At 63.6% G+C, this 18,670-nt stretch carries 14 protein-coding genes; 7 read left to right on the top strand and 7 right to left on the bottom strand.

From position 1 onward, the window contains the following. Positions 1–395: 395 nt before the first annotated feature. From AC1RBA_RS02070 to AC1RBA_RS02055, 4 genes are all read right to left on the bottom strand, one after another. Entirely contained in the window at positions 396–599 is a 204-nt protein-coding gene (locus tag AC1RBA_RS02070) for a cold-shock protein (RefSeq protein ID WP_010398811.1), read from the bottom strand. A gap of 298 nt (positions 600–897) precedes the next feature. Next, a complete protein-coding gene (locus tag AC1RBA_RS02065) occupies positions 898–1,260 on the bottom strand; it encodes an Hpt domain-containing protein (protein WP_070291633.1) in 363 nt (120 codons plus the stop codon). A gap of 21 nt (positions 1,261–1,281) precedes the next feature. After that, the gene (gene upp / locus AC1RBA_RS02060; RefSeq protein ID WP_046682928.1) at positions 1,282–1,932 is read right to left on the bottom strand and encodes a uracil phosphoribosyltransferase; all 651 of its coding nucleotides are present in this window, start codon (positions 1,930–1,932) and stop codon (positions 1,282–1,284) included. A gap of 146 nt (positions 1,933–2,078) precedes the next feature. Continuing rightward, positions 2,079–3,761, bottom strand: coding sequence for an isovaleryl-CoA dehydrogenase (locus AC1RBA_RS02055; RefSeq protein WP_492416295.1), 1,683 nt, complete (start codon positions 3,759–3,761; stop codon positions 2,079–2,081). A gap of 397 nt (positions 3,762–4,158) precedes the next feature. Here AC1RBA_RS02055 and AC1RBA_RS02050 point away from each other — a divergent pair, with 397 nt between their 5' ends. Together AC1RBA_RS02050 and AC1RBA_RS02045 are read left to right on the top strand one after the other, a co-directional pair. After that, positions 4,159–5,898 (top strand): putative bifunctional diguanylate cyclase/phosphodiesterase, encoded by a 1,740-nt coding sequence (locus tag AC1RBA_RS02050; protein WP_070224478.1) that lies wholly within the window; start codon positions 4,159–4,161, stop codon positions 5,896–5,898. Next, positions 5,895–7,391, top strand: a complete 1,497-nt coding sequence (locus AC1RBA_RS02045) for an HDOD domain-containing protein (protein WP_070224427.1) — start codon at positions 5,895–5,897, stop codon at positions 7,389–7,391. Before AC1RBA_RS02050 ends, AC1RBA_RS02045 begins: the two co-directional genes overlap by 4 nt. Positions 7,392–7,598: 207 nt before the next feature. On the opposite strand, the gene aroC is transcribed toward AC1RBA_RS02045, so the two are convergent. Continuing rightward, positions 7,599–8,693, bottom strand: a complete 1,095-nt coding sequence (gene aroC / locus AC1RBA_RS02040; RefSeq protein ID WP_070224428.1) for a chorismate synthase — start codon at positions 8,691–8,693, stop codon at positions 7,599–7,601. 560 nt (positions 8,694–9,253) lie between these two features. On the opposite strand from aroC, the gene AC1RBA_RS02035 reads away from it, so the two are divergent. Further along, a complete protein-coding gene (locus AC1RBA_RS02035; RefSeq protein WP_070291631.1) occupies positions 9,254–11,515 on the top strand; it encodes a putative bifunctional diguanylate cyclase/phosphodiesterase in 2,262 nt (753 codons plus the stop codon). Positions 11,516–11,584: 69 nt separating this feature from the next. On the opposite strand, the gene AC1RBA_RS02030 is transcribed toward AC1RBA_RS02035, so the two are convergent. Both AC1RBA_RS02030 and AC1RBA_RS02025 read right to left on the bottom strand, forming a co-directional pair. Beyond that, the gene (locus AC1RBA_RS02030; RefSeq protein ID WP_010398828.1) at positions 11,585–12,031 is read right to left on the bottom strand and encodes a CBS domain-containing protein; all 447 of its coding nucleotides are present in this window, start codon (positions 12,029–12,031) and stop codon (positions 11,585–11,587) included. A gap of 129 nt (positions 12,032–12,160) precedes the next feature. Continuing rightward, positions 12,161–12,784 (bottom strand): 2OG-Fe(II) oxygenase, encoded by a 624-nt coding sequence (locus AC1RBA_RS02025; protein WP_492416293.1) that lies wholly within the window; start codon positions 12,782–12,784, stop codon positions 12,161–12,163. Positions 12,785–13,078: 294 nt separating this feature from the next. Here AC1RBA_RS02025 and AC1RBA_RS02020 point away from each other — a divergent pair, with 294 nt between their 5' ends. From AC1RBA_RS02020 to AC1RBA_RS02005, 4 genes are read left to right on the top strand one after another with little or no spacing between them, the layout of a single operon-like run. Beyond that, positions 13,079–14,389, top strand: coding sequence for an O-acetylhomoserine aminocarboxypropyltransferase (locus AC1RBA_RS02020; protein WP_492416292.1), 1,311 nt, complete (start codon positions 13,079–13,081; stop codon positions 14,387–14,389). Position 14,390: 1 nt separating this feature from the next. After that, positions 14,391–15,209 carry an alpha/beta fold hydrolase gene (locus AC1RBA_RS02015; RefSeq protein ID WP_492416291.1) on the top strand — a complete coding sequence of 273 codons (819 nt, stop codon included), beginning with the start codon at positions 14,391–14,393 and terminating at the stop codon, positions 15,207–15,209. A gap of 23 nt (positions 15,210–15,232) precedes the next feature. Further along, on the top strand, positions 15,233–16,636 hold the full coding sequence (locus AC1RBA_RS02010) for a PoNe immunity protein domain-containing protein (protein WP_492416289.1): 1,404 nt from the start codon (positions 15,233–15,235) through the stop codon (positions 16,634–16,636). A gap of 29 nt (positions 16,637–16,665) precedes the next feature. Beyond that, positions 16,666–18,657 carry a DUF6630 family protein gene (locus AC1RBA_RS02005; protein WP_492416287.1) on the top strand — a complete coding sequence of 664 codons (1,992 nt, stop codon included), beginning with the start codon at positions 16,666–16,668 and terminating at the stop codon, positions 18,655–18,657. Positions 18,658–18,670 lie beyond the last annotated feature (13 nt).

Raw genomic sequence — 18,670 nt, 5'->3', positions numbered from 1 at the left:
CGCCATTGTCGGCTTACGCGCAAGCGCTAAGCCGACCTACCAGCTACCCGCCTGCCCGGCGAGGCATGCCGGCCAAAAATCAGAGGTATTCGCAACGGCTTGATTGCGCACCGCGACGTACCAGACGCAGGCCGGCATCGGTCAGCGTAGGTCGACGTAGGTCGACGTAAGTCGGCGTAGGTCGGCTTAGCGCAGCGTAAGCAGACACCGCCAGCCCATGCACCTCGCCAGCACCGCCGTTGTCGGCTTACGCGCAAGCGCTAAGCCGACCTACACGGCGACGCAAGCACGCCAAAAGAGCGCGCAGCCCACGAAAAACCCATACCTCACGGAAATTCAGGCGAAAAAAAATCCTCGGAGACCGAGGATTTCTTTATTTCGTTTGATCCAGCGTATTAGATTGGCTGAATGTTCGAAGCTTGCTTGCCTTTAGGGCCAGCGGTCACTTCAAAAGAAACGCGTTGGTTCTCTTGCAGGGACTTGAAGCCGTTCGACTGGATAGCCGAGAAGTGAGCGAACAGATCTTCGCCGCCTTCGTCAGGGGTAATAAAGCCGAAACCCTTCGAATCATTGAACCATTTTACGATGCCAGTTGCCATTACAATTTCCTATTTCAGTTAAGTTGGGCTTGCGCCCGTTATATCGTTTGAAGCAAGAAAGAAATGACAGACAAACTGCACTACTACCTCGAATCCAACGATGCCCAATTATACCAACAAAACTGAGAAAAACCATTCTTTCGCAAAATAAACTTGCGAACACTACTTTAATAGCCAAATCCCCGTCTTGCGGCGCCCTTTACCAGCGGCATGGAGACACTATATCCTAATCTTCGACGCGGGTGCTTTGCGTTGCATCAAATGAATCATTGCAACCACATCTCTGTAGTGCTGTCTCTCACGCGGTGAAATGGGTGGCGGCCGCATCACGTCCGGCCCAGTCCAGTAGCGCCGTCACTTGCGCCCGCAAGGCGGGCCATTCCGCCACCGCTTGCGCTGGGGTATTGAGCATGGCGCGCACCAGCTGTTCGATGCGCCGGCATTCCTGGCCCAGCGCGGCAAAGCCGAAGGTGGCGGCCGAGCCGGCCACCGCGTGCAGCGCGCGGTGCAGCTCCGTCAACGGTTCCAGACGGGCGCCTTCGCTGTCGCAGCGGCCGCTTGCCTGCGCAATCGCCTGCATCAGGGCCGGCACGCTGGCCGCATACTTTTCGTTCAACGCACGCAAACGCGTGCGGAAATCCGGATCGATCAAGGTTGCCATCGCAATACTCGCCTGAATGACTTACTTGGTGCCGAAGATACGGTCGCCGGCGTCGCCCAGGCCCGGCACGATGTAGGCGTGGTCATCCAGGTGCGAGTCGAGCGCGGCGCAGAACATCTTGACGTTCGGGTGCGCGTTCTGGAACACGGTCACGCCTTCCGGTGCGGCCACCAGGGCCAGGAAGATGATCTGCTCGTCCGTCACGCCCCGTTTTTTCAGCACATCGACGGCATACACGGCCGAATTGCCGGTCGCCACCATCGGGTCGCACAGGATGAAAGTGCGCTCGTTCAGGTCCGGCAGGCGCACCAGGTATTCCACGGGCATGTGCGTGGCCGGGTCGCGGTACACGCCGATATGGCCCACGCGCGCCGACGGCACCAGGTTCAGCAAGCCATCGCTCATGCCGATGCCTGCGCGCAGGATGGGCACGATGGCCAGTTTCTTGCCGGCGATGACGGGCGCATCGATGGTCACCAGCGGGGTCTTGATTTCGCGCGTGGTCAGCGGCAGATCGCGCGTGATTTCATAGCCCATCAGCAAAGTGATTTCCTTGAGCAATTCGCGAAAGGTGCGCGTCGACGTGTCGTGCTCGCGCATGTGGCTCAGTTTGTGCTGGATCAACGGGTGATCGGTAATGAACAAATTCGGGAAGCGTGGGTCTTGTTTCATATTGTTTTTCTTTCTCTACTCTCTGGCGCGGCGGCAAGCATGCACCGCAAGCGCGCTGTGTGTCGATAAAATCATGGATTGCAGCATTATCCCAGTCCGCAGCCCGCCTGTGGCCGGAATTTTCGAAATATTCGGATTTATTGAAATCAATACTCGCGCAGCGCGCGCGCCAGGATGGCCGCGCAATCGGTGCCCGCCGGCAAGCGGCCATACGCCCCGCCCGGCGCCTGCACCAGCCTCGACTGCAGGAAGGCTTGCGCAACGAACGGTGGCGCATGGCGCAGCAGCAAGGCCGCCTGCACGGCCAGCACGATGCGCTCGGACAATTGCCGCGCGCCAAATTCATCCGTTTGCGCTCCATCCAGGTCGGCCAGCAGGCGCGCGCGGCAGGCCACAAAGGAAGCGTCATCATCGCCGGCCAGCGCCAGCTCGGCCGCCAGGGCGTCGCGCGCGGCAGGCGACTTGCCGAAGGCGCGCAAGACATCGAGGCACATGACGTTGCCCGAGCCTTCCCAGATCGAGTTGACGGGCAGTTCGCGGTACAGGCGCGCCAGCGGCGCCTCTTCCACATAGCCCGTGCCGCCCAGCACTTCCATGGCTTCCGCGCCAAAGCCTGGCCCCCGCTTGCAGATCCAGTACTTGCCGGCCGGCGTGAGCACGCGCGCCAGCATCGCCTGCCCTGCATCGTCCTTTTCATCGAAACAGCGGGCCAGGCGCAGCGCAAAAGCCGTGGCAGCTTCCGACTCGAGCGCGAGGTCGGCCAGCACGTTTTGCATCAGCGGCTGCTCGGCCAGCGGCTTGCCGAACACGGCCCGCTGGCGCGCATGGTGCAGCGCCTGCGTCAAGGCGGCGCGCATGATGCCGGTGCTGCCCAGCACGCAATCGAGGCGCGTATGGCTGGCCATCTCCAGGATGGTGGGAATGCCGCGCCCCGGCTGCCCCACGAGCCAGCCGTAGGCATTGGTGAACTCCACCTCCGACGAGGCGTTCGAGCGGTTGCCCAGTTTGTCTTTCAGGCGCTGCACGCGGATGGCGTTGCGGCTGCCGTCGGGCAGGTAGCGGGGCAAAAAGAAACACGACAGTCCGCCCTCGTCCGCCTGCGCCAGGATCAGATGCGCGTCGCACTGGGGCGCCGAGAAAAACCATTTGTGGCCGACGATGCGCCAGGCGCCCCCTGCCTCTGTACCGAACAGCGCTTGCGCCTCGTCCGGCGGCACGGGCACGGCGCGCGTGGTATTGCTGCGCACGTCCGAGCCGCCCTGTTTTTCCGTCATGCCCATGCCGACCAGGGCGCCCCGTTTTTGTTCCACGGGCAAGGAGCGGGGATCGTATTCGCGCGACAGGATTTTCGGCAGCCAGCGTTGCGCGATCTGCGGCAGATCCTGCGCCTGGCGCAGGGCCGGCACCGAGGCATACGTCATCGTCACGGGACACTGCGTGCCGTTTTCCACTTGCCCCACTAATAGATAGGCGGCCGCGCGCGCCACCTGGGCGCCGGGGCCGGGCGAGGCCCAGGGCGACGCGTGCGCGCCGGCGCCCACGAGGATGCCCATCAGTTCATGCCAGGCCGGATGGAACAGCACTTCGTCGATGCGCCGGCCGGACCGGTCGAACTGCTGCAGTTCGGGCGTGTGGATATTAGCCAGACGCGCCAGCGCATACGTCTCGGCCCGGCCCAGCTTGTCGCCCAGCGCGTCGAGCTCCTGCAGCGCCGCGCCGCCGCCTTCTCGCAGCAGCGCTTCGATCAGCGCCGGGTCGCAGGCAAACAGGTTGACGTTTTCAAACGGCGTGGCCTGGTTGAAAACTTCATGCGTATCAAAAGCATTCATGGGGGTCTCCCGCGATTTGTTATCATGGCGCCCTTGCCTGCCGCGGGCGCGCCGTCAACACCGTCTGCCAGCCAGACTAGCGCAAAGCGCAAGGCGGGGCAAGCGCGCCAGGGGAAGCAAGCGCAGATAAATGTTTCCACGTGGAATGAAAATACCCATGTGTGTCGCGCGGCATGATTTTTTTCATGGAAGGCAGGAATATTTACAAAACCTGAAGCAATGTTGCTTTATTTCATGTAATCGAATGCTTTTCAATGATACATTTCGTGTGGATCGCGTTCCGATAGCCGCCCTTCCGGCCCCTATGGCGCGCGTCACGCACGATGCACTGTTTCCGTTGGCGCCCTGCCCTGCAGCGAGCGCCGGCACTGATAATAAAAAGGTAAAAGCCAGCACGATGTTTTCCAGTACCCCATCCGCCGCCCACCGCGAGGCCCGCCACGAGTTGGACAACCTCATGGAAGAGGCAGGCGACGTCGTGTTCCGGCTCGATACGGACGGCCTGATCCTGTTCGCCAGCAAGCGCGCGGCCACCCTGTTCGGCGCGCCCTCGGGCCTGTCCGGCCATTTGCTGCTGCCGCTGGCCACCGAAGCGTCGCGCGCGGCGCTGCAGGCGGCGCTGGAAGACGCGCTGGAAGAGCCGGGCCGCCTGGAAGTGCGCCTGCAAGCGCCGGACCAGGAAATCTGGTTCGAGCTGCGCCTGTCGTCTTATATGAACGCGGCCGGCGTGGCCGAATTGCTGGTGGTCGGGCGCGACACGTCGGCCCAGCACAACACGGAAGAACGGCTGCGCCACATGGCCACGCACGATGCGCTCACGGGTCTGCCGAACCGCCTGCTGCTGTCGGACCGCATCCGCATGGTGATCGCCCAGGCCGCCCGTTCGGGCCAGGGCTTTTCCGTCGCCACCATCGGCCTCGATGGTTTTAAAAAGGTCAACGATGGCCTGGGCCACCCCGTCGGCGACGCCGTACTGCGCCTGGCCGCCGCGCGCCTGCGCAAGACCCTGCGCGACAGCGACACCCTGGCGCGCGTGGGCGGCGACGAATTCGTCGCCGTGCTGCCTGGCAGCGCCACCGACGCCCAGATCAAGCTCGTGACGGGCCGCCTGCTGGCCACCCTGCAGGCGCCGTTCGAAGTCGATGGCCACACGATCTACGTGGGCGCCTCCGTCGGCGTATCGATCTATCCGCTGCACGCGGAGGATGAAGTGCGCCTGGTGGCGCTGGCCGATGCGGCCATGTCGCGCGCCAAGGAAACGGGCAAGGCCCGCTGCCTGGTCTACAGCCCGCGCCTGAACGGCCCGTCGGAACACGATATTTCGCTGGAAGCGGCCATGTTCCACGCCGTGCGCGAAGGCGAATTCCTGCTGTTTTACCAGCCCATCGTCGACGCGCACACGCGCCAGATCCAGGGCTTCGAAACCCTGATGCGCTGGAAGCATCCGACACTGGGCCTGGTGCCGCCCGTGCGCTTCATCCCGATTGCGGAAGCCAATGGCCTGATCAACCTGCTCGGCGCCTGGGCGTTGAAGGCGGCCTGCGTGCAGCTCAAGCAGTTCCAGGAAGTGGCCAAACGGCCGTTGTACATCTCCGTCAACATCAGCCCGCGCCAGTTCCGCAACGATAAATTCCTCGACGTGCTCGATGAAGCCATCGCGTTTTCGGGACTCTCCGGCGAACACCTGGTGCTGGAAATCACGGAAGGCACGCTGATGATCGACCCCGTGCATGCGGAAACCATCCTCGTCAAGATGACGGAGCGCCGCGCGCGCATCGCCATCGACGATTTCGGCACCGGCTACTCCTCGCTCGCGTATCTGAAGCGCTTCCCCATTTCCGTGCTGAAGATCGACCGCACCTTCATCAAGGACTTGCCCGAATCGAGCAAGGATGCGGCCATCTGCAACACCATTCTCGACCTGGCCAAGCATTTGAATTTGTCCGTCGTGGCCGAGGGCGTGGAAACCGAGGAGCAGATGCACTTCATCGAGTCGCGCGGCTGCCAGTACGTGCAAGGCTACCTGACGGGCAAGCCGATGCCGGCCCATGCCGCGCTATCGGCCTTGAGCGACAAAACCTATGCGGCGCTGGTGCCTGCGCCGTCTGCCAATGAACCGCGCGGAGGGGTGCAATGAATCCAGGTCATTTCACGGTACCGACACAGCTCGGCAAAAACACCCTGGACCTGCTGTGGGCGCGCACGCGACAGCAAGGCGACATGCCCGGCTTCGCGAAAGCCATCAGCGCCATCCTGGGCGCCATGCGCGGCGAGGATGACCACGAATTCGACATCACGCAAACGGTGCTGTCCGACCCTGTCCTCACGCACAAGGTGCTCAGGCTGGCCAACAGCGGCATGTATTCGGCCTTCGGCCAGCGCGTCAACACGGTCTCGAAGGCCGTGCTGGTGCTCGGCATCGACGCCATCGGCCACCTGGCGCTGGGCCTGAAGCTGATCGAGGAGCTGTCGCAGGCGTCGCCCGATTCCGTCAGTGCCCACGTGGAAATGGAAAAAGCCGTGCTGGCCGGGATGGTGGCGCAGCAGGTGGCCACCAGCGCCGGCAGCCTGCAGGCGGAGCAAGCCGTCGTCTGCTCCATGCTGCACACCCTGGGCCGCATGATGGTGACGTTCTACATGACGGATTTCTGGGCGCGCATGCAGGCGCATGCGGGTCCCGGCAACGAAGCTGCCGCCGCGCGCGAAATCCTCGGCCTGTCGCTGCCCGAAGTGGGCTATGCCACGGCCGCCCACTGGGGCTTGCCGCAGCACCTGATCAACGGCATGCGTCCGATGGACCCGTCGCCGGACAACTCCCCCGTCAGCGGCGCCGACTGGATGGCGGGCCTGTCGACGATGGCGGCGCGCTGCGCCGACTCGCTGTGGCATGACGATGCGGCCGGCGCGGCGCAGGTGCATGCGCTGATCGACGATTATGCGGGCACCCTGGGCATCACCGCGACCGATCTGGTGGTGGCGGTGGACAAGGCCAAGGCGATGGCGGCGGCCGACCTGTCGATCGCACCGCTGTCGAAACCGGCCGAACGGCGCGCGCGCCAGCTGGCCTCGACGCGCATGCGCGCCGAAGGCAATCGCGTGTTGATCGGCGGCCTGGCCGACCTGCGCGGCGCCATCGGCAGCGCCAGCCCGGGACAGATGGTCTCGATGGCGCTCGAAACGCTGCACCAGGGCTTCGATTTTTCGCGCTCGGTGGCGTTCGTGCGCAACCACAGGGACCATTTGTATTCGGCGCGCATCAGCTTGGGCGAAGGCATGGCGGACCTGCAGGATTTGATGGTGTTTGGCGACGCGTATGAGCCGAACGTCTTCCATGCGGCCCTCAATAGCGACCGCGTGATCTTCATCGACAACGCGCGCGACCCGAAATTCGCAGCCAAACTGCCGCAATGGTGGAAGACGACCCTGTCGGAAGCGCGCAGCTTCGTCGTGCTGCCGCTGTCGGCCAACGGCCACCCCACGGGATTTTTATATGGCGACTGGGACGACAGCTTCCCGCCGATCCAATTGAATCAGACGGAATTCAACCTGATCAACGATATCCGGGCGTTATTGGTGCAGTCGGTGGAGATGCGCCATCAATTGGAACTGGTGGCGAACAAGGTAGCATGAGAACACCTGACCAAACCTACTGCGCGTCGGTATAGGCGGCCTGCGATGCTCACCGTACCAGAGTACGGTTGCGCTTCTCAGCCACCTCTCCCTTCCGCTCGCTACGGTTTTGTCAGGTGTCGCAAGCGTCGTTGTTAAACGAGAAAACGACCATCCAGGTCGTAGGTCGGATCAGGGCCGCAGGCCCGTCATCCGACAACATTCAATTTACTTCAGCTTCGGCGTATTCACGCTGACATCGCCGCATTGAGCGCGGTGCATCAGGGCGTGGTCGATCAGCACCAGCGCCAGCATGGCTTCGGCGATCGGCGTGGCGCGGATGCCCACGCAGGGGTCGTGGCGGCCGAACGTTTCCACCATCACGGGATTGCCCTCTTTATCGATCGAGCGGCGCGGCGTGCGGATCGACGACGTCGGCTTGATGGCGATCGACACGCTGATGTCCTGTCCCGTCGAGATACCGCCCAGTACGCCGCCGGCGTTATTGCCGATAAAGCCTTCCGGCGTCAGTTCGTCGCCGTGCTCGGAACCCTTTTGCGCCACCGAATCGAAACCGGCGCCGATTTCCACGCCCTTGACGGCATTGATGCCCATCATGGCATAGGCGATGTCGGCGTCGAGCTTGTCGTAGATGGGCTGGCCCAGGCCGACCGGCACGTTTTGCGCGATCACGTCGATGCGCGCGCCGATGGAATCGCCGTCGCGGCGCAGCTGGTCCATCGCCGCTTCCATGCGCGCGATCAGGTCCGCGTCGCCGCTGGCGGCAAAGAACGGGTTCGCATGCACGTGCTCCCAAGACTGGAACGGCACGGGAATATCGCCCAGCTGGCTCATACAGCCCTTGAACGTGGTGCCGTACTGCTGCAGCAGCCATTTCTTGGCAATCGCCGCCGCGCCCACGACGGGTGCCGTCAGGCGCGCCGACGAGCGCCCGCCCCCGCGCGGATCGCGCACGCCGTATTTATGCCAGTAGGTGTAGTCGGCGTGGCCGGGGCGGAAGCTTTCCGCGATATTGCCGTAGTCCTTGCTGCGCTGGTCTTCATTGCGGATCAGCAGCGCGATGGGCGTACCCGTCGTCACGCCCTGGTACACGCCGGAGAGGATTTCCACGGTATCCGATTCCTGGCGCTGCGTCACGTGGCGCGAAGTGCCCGGCTTGCGGCGGTCCAGCTCGGGCTGGATATCGGCTTCCGACAGGATCAAGCCCGGCGGGCAGCCATCGATCACGCAGCCGATGGCCGGACCGTGCGATTCGCCGAAAGTGGTAACAGTAAACAGCTTGCCAAAAGAATTGCCGGACATAGTAGGAAGTGGTGAGGACTGGAAAACTCAATTCTACCAGCCTGCGGGGCATGCCATGCCGCTAATGCCAGGCCACTGCCCGATATTTACCCGCCACCCGCCCTCCCGCCGCGCCTTTCGCCCCGCCCCAAACCGCCATTTTAAAATCCCGCGCTATTTTTTCGCATAAAAAATACCAAATAAGCGTCGCAATCATGCAATGCAAGAAATATTGCCCTACAGAATAGACTTAAAAAAACATTTTGCTTATTAAATAGCTATATACTTGGATCAGAGCGCGGCACACAATACTGAACGCCAACCCGGATTTAGGCTGCGCCGAGAGCACGTCACAAAATGCCCAGGGCCAGGCGTCGTTGCCGAAGACAGTACGCAAGTACGGCGAGGCAACGCAACGATAGTTGAGTGCTGTTTTTCGTTGTTCCAGAGTGCATCAGAAATGCCCAGGGCTAGGCGTACTGCCGAAGACAGTACGCGAGTACGGCGAGGCAGTACAACAACGCCATGGACATTTCTGATGTGCTCACGTTCCGTATTGAGTCATCCTGGAGAAGCTATACATGCCCGCACCGATCATCCCCCTTGACGCCAACAAGGACGATCACGACGACCTGGTATTCCTCGATGAGCAACCAGCGGCGTCGCTGGCCGTCGCACAGCGCAGCGTCTGGCGGGTGATGATCATCGACGACGATGAAGACGTCCACTCCACCACCACATTCGCCCTGGGCAATCTGGAAATGCAGCACCGCCCGCTGGAATTCGTGCATGCGTATTCGGCCGGCCAGGCGCGCGAACTGCTCAAGCATGAAGACGACATCGCCGTCATCCTGCTCGACGTGGTCATGGAACAGGATGACGCGGGCCTGCACCTGGTGCGCTACATCCGCGAAACGCTGAAAATGACGGACGTGCGCATCATCCTGCGCACGGGCCAGCCCGGCTATGCGCCGGAAATCGACGCCATCCGCGATTTCGACATCAACGACTACAAGACCAAGTCCGAACTGACGCGCATCAAGCTGTTTACGACGGTGACGGCCGCCATCCGCTCGTACGAGCAGATCCGTTCAATCAACAGCAGCCGGCGCGGCCTGGACCGTATCGTCCACGCCAGCACGCAGCTGATGGCGCTGCATGGCGTGCAGAATTTCTCGGCCGGCGTGCTGGCGCAGATCGCCGACCTGCTGGGCACCCGGGCCGACGGCGTGCTGTGCGTGCAGGACTTGCAGGACAATGGCAGCAAGGAGCTGCTCGTTTCGGCCTGCACGGGCAGCTTTTCCAGCCTGCCGCACAGCGCCCTGTGCGGCCTGCAAAACCCGCGCGTGATGGCCGCCATCGAGCACACGCTGGCGCAGCGGCGCAATGTCTACGCACACGACTACGCCACGCTGTACTTCGCGGGCAAGGCCGGCCGCGACGCGGCCGCCTACCTCATGCTGCCGCGCCCCCTTTCCGCCATCGATGAAAGCCTGCTGGAAGTATTCTGCAGCAACGTCGCCGTGGGCCTGGACAACGTCGAGCTGGTATCGCACCTGCACAACGCCGCCTTCTACGACCAGTTGTCGAAGCTGCCGAACCGCACGCGCCTGGTGGAAATTCTCGACGCCACCCTGGCCGGCCCCGCGCGCGACGACGCCACGTTGTCGCTGGTCGACCTCGACCACTTTGCCGAAACCAACGACGCGCTGGGACACCAGTTCGGCGATACGCTGCTGATCGCCGTGGCAGGTCGCTTGCAAACCCAGCTGGGGCCGCAGCTGACGGTGGCGCGCCTGGGCGGCGATATCTTTTGCGTGCTGGGCGACTCGTCCCAAGTCAACCCAGGCAATATCCTGGCCCTGTTCCAGCCGCCGTTCTGCATCGATGGCCAGGACGTGCAGCTGTCAGCCACCTTGGGCCTGGTGCGCCTGGGCGAACATGCGGGCACGGGCGCCGATGCACTGAAGGATGCCGACATCGCGCTGAAACGGGCAAAAAGCCAGCAGCGCGCCGGGCACTTCTATTTTTCGCGCAGCATGGGCATCGAAATCCGCGAACGGGTGCGCATGATGCACGCGCTGCGCACGGCTTTCAGCCAGGACCAGCTGTTTGTCGTGTACCAGCCGCAAATCGACCTGACCACGCGCCGGCCCGTGGGCGCCGAAGCGTTGCTGCGCTGGCAGACGCCGGACGGCAAGTTCATCTCGCCCGACCGCTTCATCCCGATCGCCGAGTATTCGGGCATCATCATCGACCTCGGCGAATGGGTGCTGCGCACGGCCTGCCGCGAACTGGTGCTGCTGCGCGAGCAGGGCCACCGCAATTTCGTCATGTCCGTCAACGTGTCGCAAGTGCAGTTTCGCCACCCGCTGTTCCTAGAAATGCTGCGCGCGGCGCTGGAAGAAACGCAGGCGCCGCCTGAATTCATCGAGCTGGAAATCACGGAATCGATGGCCATGGAAGAGCCGGACTTATTGATCAAGATGCTGTGGCAGATCAAGCAGACGGGCGTGAGCATCGCCATTGACGACTTCGGCACGGGCTTTTCCTCGCTGTCCTATTTGCAGCGCCTGCAGGTCGACCGCCTGAAGATCGACCGCGCCTTCGTCACCGAGATCACGGGATCGGCGCGCGGCAGCAGCATCGCGGAAATGGTCATCCAACTGGGCCGCAACCTGGGCCTGGCCGTGATCGCCGAAGGCGTGGAAGACGAGCGGCAAGCACAGATTTTGCAGGCGCTGGGCTGCCCGATGGCGCAAGGCTTTCTGTTCGCCCGCCCCATGACGGCCACGGCGCTGGGCACCTGGCTGAACAACGAGGCGCTGCAGGGGGCCGCATAGGCTGCACCTTGGATCGCGAATGCAAAACGCCGGCAATCGCCGGCGTTGTTTTTACTGCATGAGTGAAGCTTAGTCGGTGGTTTCGGCCGGCCAGTCGCGAATGTACGCTTTCAGCATCTGGTTTTCAAAGCTTTGCGCTTCGAGCACGGCGCGCGCCACGTCGTAGAAGGAAATGACGCCCAGCAAGGTCTTGGCATTCATGACGGGCAGGTAGCGCGCGTGCTTTTCCAGCATGATGCGGCGCACTTCATTGACTTCCGTATCCGGCGTCACGGTGATCGGGTGGTCATCCATGTGCTTGCGCACGGTGCCGCCGCCGATCTGGCCCGCGTTTTCATGCAAGGCGTTCAACACTTCACGGAAGGTCAGCATGCCGACCAGGTCGCCAAATTCCATGACCACCAGCGAACCGATGTCTTTTTCAGCCATGGTATTGGCCGCGTCAAGCAGGGGCTGGTCAGGCGTGACCGTGTAGAGGATATTGCCCTTGACTTGGAGAATTTCAGATACTTTCATATTGGCCGTCCTGTCCGCGTGATTGGTATTTTAGTTATTCTAAGCCCTTACTGCGACTGTAGCCTATGCCTGCGGAAAAATCCAGCCTTGCGCGCAATCAAATCGAGGGGGATTGCGCGCAACTTTTCATCAGCCCCGGCGGCGGAACCACCCGGCAATCGAGAGGCGCTCGCGCGCCGTCGGCAACACTTCGTGCAGCATCTCGCCCGACATGAACATGGCCATGCGGCCCGCCTGCGGCAAGATATCCACCTGAGCGCCATCCTGCGGGTGCAAACGCAGCGCGCCGCCATGCTCGGGCAGCCAGTCGTCGTTCAGGTACAGCACGACGGACACGGTGCGCTTGTCGTCGTCGCGGAAACGGTCCAGATGGGCCCGGTAAAAGGCGCCCGGCGCGTACAGGGCGAAATGGCTTTCATACTCTTCCAGCCCCAGGAACAGCTCACGGTTGAGCACGAGGCGCAGCGCTTCCATGTGTGCCAGGTAGCGGTCGCACGCGCTTGACCTGCCCGTTTCCAGCCATTCGATATGGTCGCCACGGATGTCCGGCTGCAGCAGCGGCGCATGGCCGCTGCCCACGCCGGCGCCCTTCATCTTGCCGCTGAGCATGGATTGCACGCATTCGGCGGCCAGCTGGCGGCTCAGTTCAGGGGAGATGAAATGCTCTTGCATGAGCCAGCCTGCGTGGCACAGGCCGTCGACGATAGAGGGTCCGGGTACGGCAAGGGAGCCGTCGAACGATATTGCGGGCATAAAATCTTTCCTGGTGGACATGCATGAGAGTGCGCCTGAAGCCCAGGATTTCGTTCGCTTGCAACTGTTTCCCTGCGGCGCGGCGCACGCGCACAGCTAAGACAGCCCGAATATCGCTGATACGATATCGTACCACCGCCGCACCACGCCGGTCACTTTTTTTACACTGCCGGTTACACGCGAGCTGAGCCTGACCGTCCGCCAGCACGGCGCCATGCGCCCTGCACAGCAGCCCTTTTGCTCAGCTGCAAATCAGGTTACGATCTTGCCACTATAAAACTTGGCGGAGACACCATGAGCGGCCCGAAATACCCCGGTTTCGATACCTTATCCCTGCATGCGGGCGCCGCGCCCGACCCGGCCACGGGCGCGCGCGCCACGCCCATCCATTTCACGTCCTCGTTTGCCTTCAAGAGTTCGGACCATGCGGCCTCGCTGTTCAACATGGAGCGGGCCGGCCACGTCTACTCGCGCATTTCGAATCCCACCAACGCCGTGCTGGAAGAGCGCATCGCCGCCCTCGAAGGGGGCGTGGCCGGCATCGCCACGGCCAGCGGCCAGGCCGCCATGCACCTGGGTTTATGTACCATCGCCGGCGCCGGCTCGCACATCGTTGCCTCGCGCGCCCTGTACGGCGGCTCGCACAACCTGCTGACTTATACATTAAAACGCTTCGGCATCGAGACGACCTTCGTCGACCCGCGCGACGTGGATGCCTGGCGCGCCGCCATCCGCCCGAATACCAAAGTGCTGTTCGCGGAAACCCTGGGCAATCCCGGCCTCGACGTGCTCGATATCCCGAAGATTGCCGCCCTGGCGCACGAACACCAGCTGCCGCTGATGCTCGATTCGACGTTCACCACGCCGTATTTGCTGCGCCCCTTCGAGCATGGCGCCGACCTGGTGTTCCACTCGGCCACCAAGTTTTTATGCGGGCACGGTACGGCCATCGGCGGCTTGCTGGTCGATGGCGGCACTTTTGATTGGCAGGCGGCCTACGACCAGACGGGCCGTTTCGCCGAACTATGCGAACCGTATGAGGGCTTTCACGGCATGGTCTTCGCCGAGGAATCGACGGTGGCACCGTTCGCCCTGCGCGCGCGGCGCGAAGGCTTGCGCGACTTCGGCGCCGTCATGAGTCCGCACAACGCCTTCGCCATCCTGCAAGGCATCGAAACCCTGGGCTTGCGAATGGACCGCCACGTGGCCAATACGCGCAAGGTCATCGATTTCCTGCTGGCCAATCCGGCCGTGGAATCCGTGTCCTACCCGGAACTGCCGTCGCATCCCGATTACGAGCTGGCGAAAACCCTGCTGCCGAAGGGCGCGGGCGGCGTCTTCACCTTCCGCCTGCACGGCGACCGCGCGGCGGGCCAGCGCTTCGTCGACAGCCTGAAGATCTTCTCGCACCTGGCCAACGTGGGCGACGCCAAGTCGCTCGTCATCCACCCCGCCTCCACCACGCACTTCCGCGTGCCCGACGATCAACTGGCGCAGGCAGGCATCACGCAGGGCACCATGCGCCTGTCGGTAGGTCTGGAAGACGCCGACGATTTGATCGAAGACCTGGCCCGTGGCCTGAAACTGTCGCAGAAAGGCGCCTGACATGCTGCTCACCATCGACAACACCACGGCCTATTGCTACACGGGCGGCAAACCATTCAAGCCGCACCAGCCCACGGCCGTCTTCATCCACGGCGCGCAAAACGACCATTCCGTGTGGGCCCTGCAGACGCGTTATTTTGCGCACCACGGCTGGAACGTGCTGGCCGTCGACTTGCCGGGCCACGGCCGCAGCGGCGGCGCGGCGAAAACCAAGGTCGAGGAACTGGCGCGCTGGATACTCGCCGTGCTGGACGGGGCCGGCGCACCCAGGGCCATGCTCATCGGCCACAGCATGGGCTCATTGATCGCGCTGGAAGCGGCATTCCTGGCACCGGATCGCGTCAGCCACCTGGCCATGCTGGGCTCCACCTACCCGATGAAGGTTTCGCCGGCGCTGCTGGAAACATCGCTCAACGATGAACAGGCGGCCATCGACATGGTCAATATCTGGTCGCACTCGTCGATCGCGCAAAAGCCGTCGTTTCCCGGCCCCGGCTTTTATGCCATGGGCGGTGCGCGGCGCCTGAAGCAGCGCATCGCCGCCCTCAATCCCGCTCACGTGTTTCACACGGATTTTTCTGCCTGCAATGCCTACGCGAACGGCGAAATCGCCGCCGCTTCGGTACACTGCCCCACTTTATTCATTTTCGGCGCGCGCGACATGATGACGCCGCCCAAATCGACCCGGCTGCTGACGTCCACCATTGCGCATGGCACCGTGGTGCAGGTCGACAGCGGGCACGAATTGATGGCCGAGCAGCCGGACGCCGTGCTCGACGCGCTGTTTGCGTTTGCGCAAACGGCAGCGGCAGCGGCATGAACGCTTTTTTAGGATAGATGCACATGTTGTTGAATACCCTGTTTGAAGAATTGACCGGCCGCGGCAGCGGCACGGAAGCGGAGCGGCACGAACGCTACAACTGGCTGCAACAGCTGCGTTTCAATAACCCGCTGGCGGACGAAGGCGGTCCCATGGCCGGCATCCCCAGCTACCACTGGTTCCGGCTGCCGCAGGCGCTGGTCGTGGCGGGCCAGCACACGGACCTGCTGGTCGGTACGATCAACGCGCAATACCTGGTCTTCGAGGGCCGCCACGCGGCCGCGTTTGCGGCCGAACTGGACCTGCAATACGATGCCAACAACCGCATCGACCGCCCCGGCGGCCTGGACGAACTGCTCGACGCCTATGAAGAGCAGGCGGACGGCAGCTGGGCCACCCTGCCGAACGAAGCGCCAGCGCCGCCGCTGACGGGCTGGGACGACGTGTACTTTCGCGTGCGCGACCTCAGCGACGGCAAGGCCATCCAGAGCGTGACCACCATCGCCTACGAAAGCAGCCGCTTCCCCGGCTACACCCTGCTGGGCACGACCCTGGTGGGCGCGGGCGCCATCGCCCACGACGACGAGACGGCGGCATATTTGCAGCAAATCTTCGCCGACTGGGCCATCCAGCGCGAATGCGCCGATGCCTGTCTGCCAGCGCAGGAACCGTGGCCCCACGCGCCGCGCCAGACGCCGCCCGCGCCTTTCGGTACCCCCTTCGATTTTGCGCGCAACCTGGCCTACCTCGACGCCCTGCTGGCCGCCTATGAACGCGCCCAGGCGCAGGCGGAAATCGACGGCGGCGATAGCGCTTACTGGGCGTGCGCGGCCGCCAGCGTGGCTTACCAGGTCTTCTCGCTGCGCTACACGGCCGGCCTGCCCTTGCCTGACGTGGAGACGGCGCTGGAAGCTGCCATCGCCGCCTGCGAAGCGGCACGCGCGGCCCTGGCAGCCGCCTACGATGACGATGCCCTGCCCGCCTTTGATTTCGAACAGTTGACGGACTATGCGCGCACCCTGCAGCTGCTGGGCGCGACCCTGCTGTTCGGCCGCCACGACCTGGCCATGCGCCTGGCCGCCCTGCAGACGACCTTCGATGGCGAAGACGGCGTGTACGAAGCGCTGCTGTCGACGATCGATGCGCAGCGTCCCGCCGTCGACGAATGGTATTTCGCCGAACCCTATTCGGCCCTGTACGAGTGCCTGGACGCGGACGACCCGGCGCAACAGCTCGAGCACCTACGGCACTACCTGGCCAGCTGGCATGGCGCGCTGGTGCACGAAGACTGGTTCAACGGCCATTTGCGCGCGCACGGCCTGGGCGGCTACTACGGCCTGTGGGCCTTCGAAGCGGCCGCCGTGGCCAAACACCTTGGCCTGGAGCGCAGCGCGCTGGCCCACTGGGTGATGCCGCCATCGCCCTGAATGCCCCGTTTACTTTTAGATAAATATCAATGATCAATACCGCAGCCCTGTTCGGCACCGCATTTTTACCCGGCCAGGCCGGCTTCGACATCGAGACGATCACGGGCCTGGCTGAATGGCGGCTGGACGTACCCGTGCTGTTCAAGCTGCTCATCGGCGCCGGCACGCAAGCCGTCGCCTGGCCCATCTACGGCGATGGCGAAGACTGCCCCTGCGTGCTGGCCGCGCCGATGGCACAGGCACAGGCGAGCTGGCAAGCGTTGTCCGCGCTGATGGACCGGCCGCGCGACGCGGCCGCCATCGTCGCGCGCAGCGCCATCAGCAGCCTGCTGGCCAGCGGCCAGGCGTGGCTGATCCTCGATTGCGTGCAGCTGATCGCGCACGATATCGGCACGCCGGAGTACGCGGCCGCGCTCGAGGCCCTGCGCGCCGAGGCGCATGCCCTGCACTCTGCCCTGCAGCGCGGCGACCGGGACGCGTTGGCGCCGCTGCTGGCCGCTGGTTCCGCATCGCCCGCCACCGGCTACTGGTCGGCGTCCGCCAGCGCGCAACTGGCCGATGTCGAGGAACTCGATGCGGAAGATGTACCGTTCCTGCAAGGCCTGGAAGTGGCGGGATGGGAAGAGGACGCGCTGTGCTATGCAGTCAGCGCCGCCGCTGAACCGGACGTCACCGGCCTGGTCACGCCCTATGGCCGCTGGATCGTGCCGCTGTCGCAGCGCTATGTCGACCTGGGCGTTTACTACGCGGACGATGGCTGGATCACCTTTGCCACGGCGGACGCCTCCGATGCACACGGCGTGCTGGACCTCAACGGCACGGTGGTGCTGCCGCCATCCCCCGGCGCCCTGTACGTCATCAGCCCCCATCTGGTACAGAGAATCGCGCCGGACGGCGCCAGCAGCCTGCTGCGCCTGCCCGACGGCGCGCTGCTGATGGACGGGGTGGACAACATCTGCCAGCGCGACGATGGCTTGATCGACATCGAACGCCAGACGGGCGATGACGACGAGCGCAATGTGCACGGCGTGGTCGACACCACCGGCAAGGTGGTGGTGCCGGCCTCCTACAGCTCCGTGCAGGATTTCGGCACGAAGAAAAAAATCGCCATCGTCAGCCAGCGCATCGCCGGGCGCTTCCTGTTTGGCCTGGTCAATAGCCAGGGCGAGCTGCTGGCGCCATGCCAGTACGAAGCAATCGATAGCACCACCACGTCGTCGCCGCCCAAGCTGCACAAGAATCTGATTTTCGCCATCGATGCGCAAGGCCTGGCGTGCATGCTGACCCTGGACGGAAAACAGGCTTTTACGCCGCGGTATCCGCCCGCCCACCATCTGCGCGGCGTGGCCGTGCAAAGCGACTTTTTATATGTGGTCAACGATGGCATGGCCTGGAGCATGGATTTCACGGGCCAGCTGCTGGAGCAGTTCGACACCGTGGAGAACTTCAAGGCGGCCATCACGGCGCAATTGAGCGAGTCCATCGGCCTGGGCAAGAAAAAGCCCGCCAAGCGCCGCAGCTTCACGCCGGCGCAGATCCTGGTCAAGGCCGACCGCGAGCAGTTGCGCGCGCTGGCCACGCTGCTCTTGCTGGGCGATGCGGCACTGGCCGCACGCTGCGTGGACATCACCCTGGAAGAACTGGCGGATGACGACCCGGAAGAGGAATACGAAGGCGAGACGCCCGAAGCGGCGTGTTTCTTCCTGCTCTGGTCCACGGCCGCCGATGCGCTGGGCCACGGCACCACCCTGGACTGGAAATCGGTCGATGAAGTGCCACGCATCGCCCGGCACATCGACCTGCCCGCGCTGCGCGATTTTTCGTGGGCGCAGCGCGAGGATGGCGACGCGATGGCCGAAGGCCTGGCCGCCATCGCCACCCACCTGGCGCCGCATCAGCTGCGCCTGGTGAACCTGCACGACGGCGAAGACACGTATTATCTGGGCGTGGTGCGCGCGCAGGATGCGGCCGCGTTCAGCAAGGTGGCGCTGCAGGCGGCCCTGCGGCCCGTGCTGCTGTGACGGCTTGCCGGCC

The sequence above is a fragment of the Janthinobacterium sp. GW823-FHT03B06 genome (assembly GCF_058796955.1).
The sequence above is the reverse complement of the archived record's forward strand: the minus strand, read 5'-3'. Positions and strand labels throughout refer to the sequence as shown.

Bases quoted from the DNA above. Each gene is read 5' to 3' on its own strand.
- AC1RBA_RS02070 (WP_010398811.1), bottom strand. From the start codon at position 599: ATGGCAACTGGCATCGTAAAATGGTTCAATGATTCGAAGGGTTTCGGC.
- AC1RBA_RS02065 (WP_070291633.1), bottom strand. From the start codon at position 1,260: ATGGCAACCTTGATCGATCCGGATTTCCGCACGCGTTTGCGTGCGTTG.
- upp (WP_046682928.1), bottom strand. From the start codon at position 1,932: ATGAAACAAGACCCACGCTTCCCGAATTTGTTCATTACCGATCACCCG.
- AC1RBA_RS02055 (WP_492416295.1), bottom strand. From the start codon at position 3,761: ATGAATGCTTTTGATACGCATGAAGTTTTCAACCAGGCCACGCCGTTT.
- AC1RBA_RS02050 (WP_070224478.1), top strand. From the start codon at position 4,159: ATGTTTTCCAGTACCCCATCCGCCGCCCACCGCGAGGCCCGCCACGAG.
- AC1RBA_RS02045 (WP_070224427.1), top strand. From the start codon at position 5,895: ATGAATCCAGGTCATTTCACGGTACCGACACAGCTCGGCAAAAACACC.
- aroC (WP_070224428.1), bottom strand. From the start codon at position 8,693: ATGTCCGGCAATTCTTTTGGCAAGCTGTTTACTGTTACCACTTTCGGC.
- AC1RBA_RS02035 (WP_070291631.1), top strand. From the start codon at position 9,254: ATGCCCGCACCGATCATCCCCCTTGACGCCAACAAGGACGATCACGAC.
- AC1RBA_RS02030 (WP_010398828.1), bottom strand. From the start codon at position 12,031: ATGAAAGTATCTGAAATTCTCCAAGTCAAGGGCAATATCCTCTACACG.
- AC1RBA_RS02025 (WP_492416293.1), bottom strand. From the start codon at position 12,784: ATGCCCGCAATATCGTTCGACGGCTCCCTTGCCGTACCCGGACCCTCT.
- AC1RBA_RS02020 (WP_492416292.1), top strand. From the start codon at position 13,079: ATGAGCGGCCCGAAATACCCCGGTTTCGATACCTTATCCCTGCATGCG.
- AC1RBA_RS02015 (WP_492416291.1), top strand. From the start codon at position 14,391: ATGCTGCTCACCATCGACAACACCACGGCCTATTGCTACACGGGCGGC.
- AC1RBA_RS02010 (WP_492416289.1), top strand. From the start codon at position 15,233: ATGTTGTTGAATACCCTGTTTGAAGAATTGACCGGCCGCGGCAGCGGC.
- AC1RBA_RS02005 (WP_492416287.1), top strand. From the start codon at position 16,666: ATGATCAATACCGCAGCCCTGTTCGGCACCGCATTTTTACCCGGCCAG.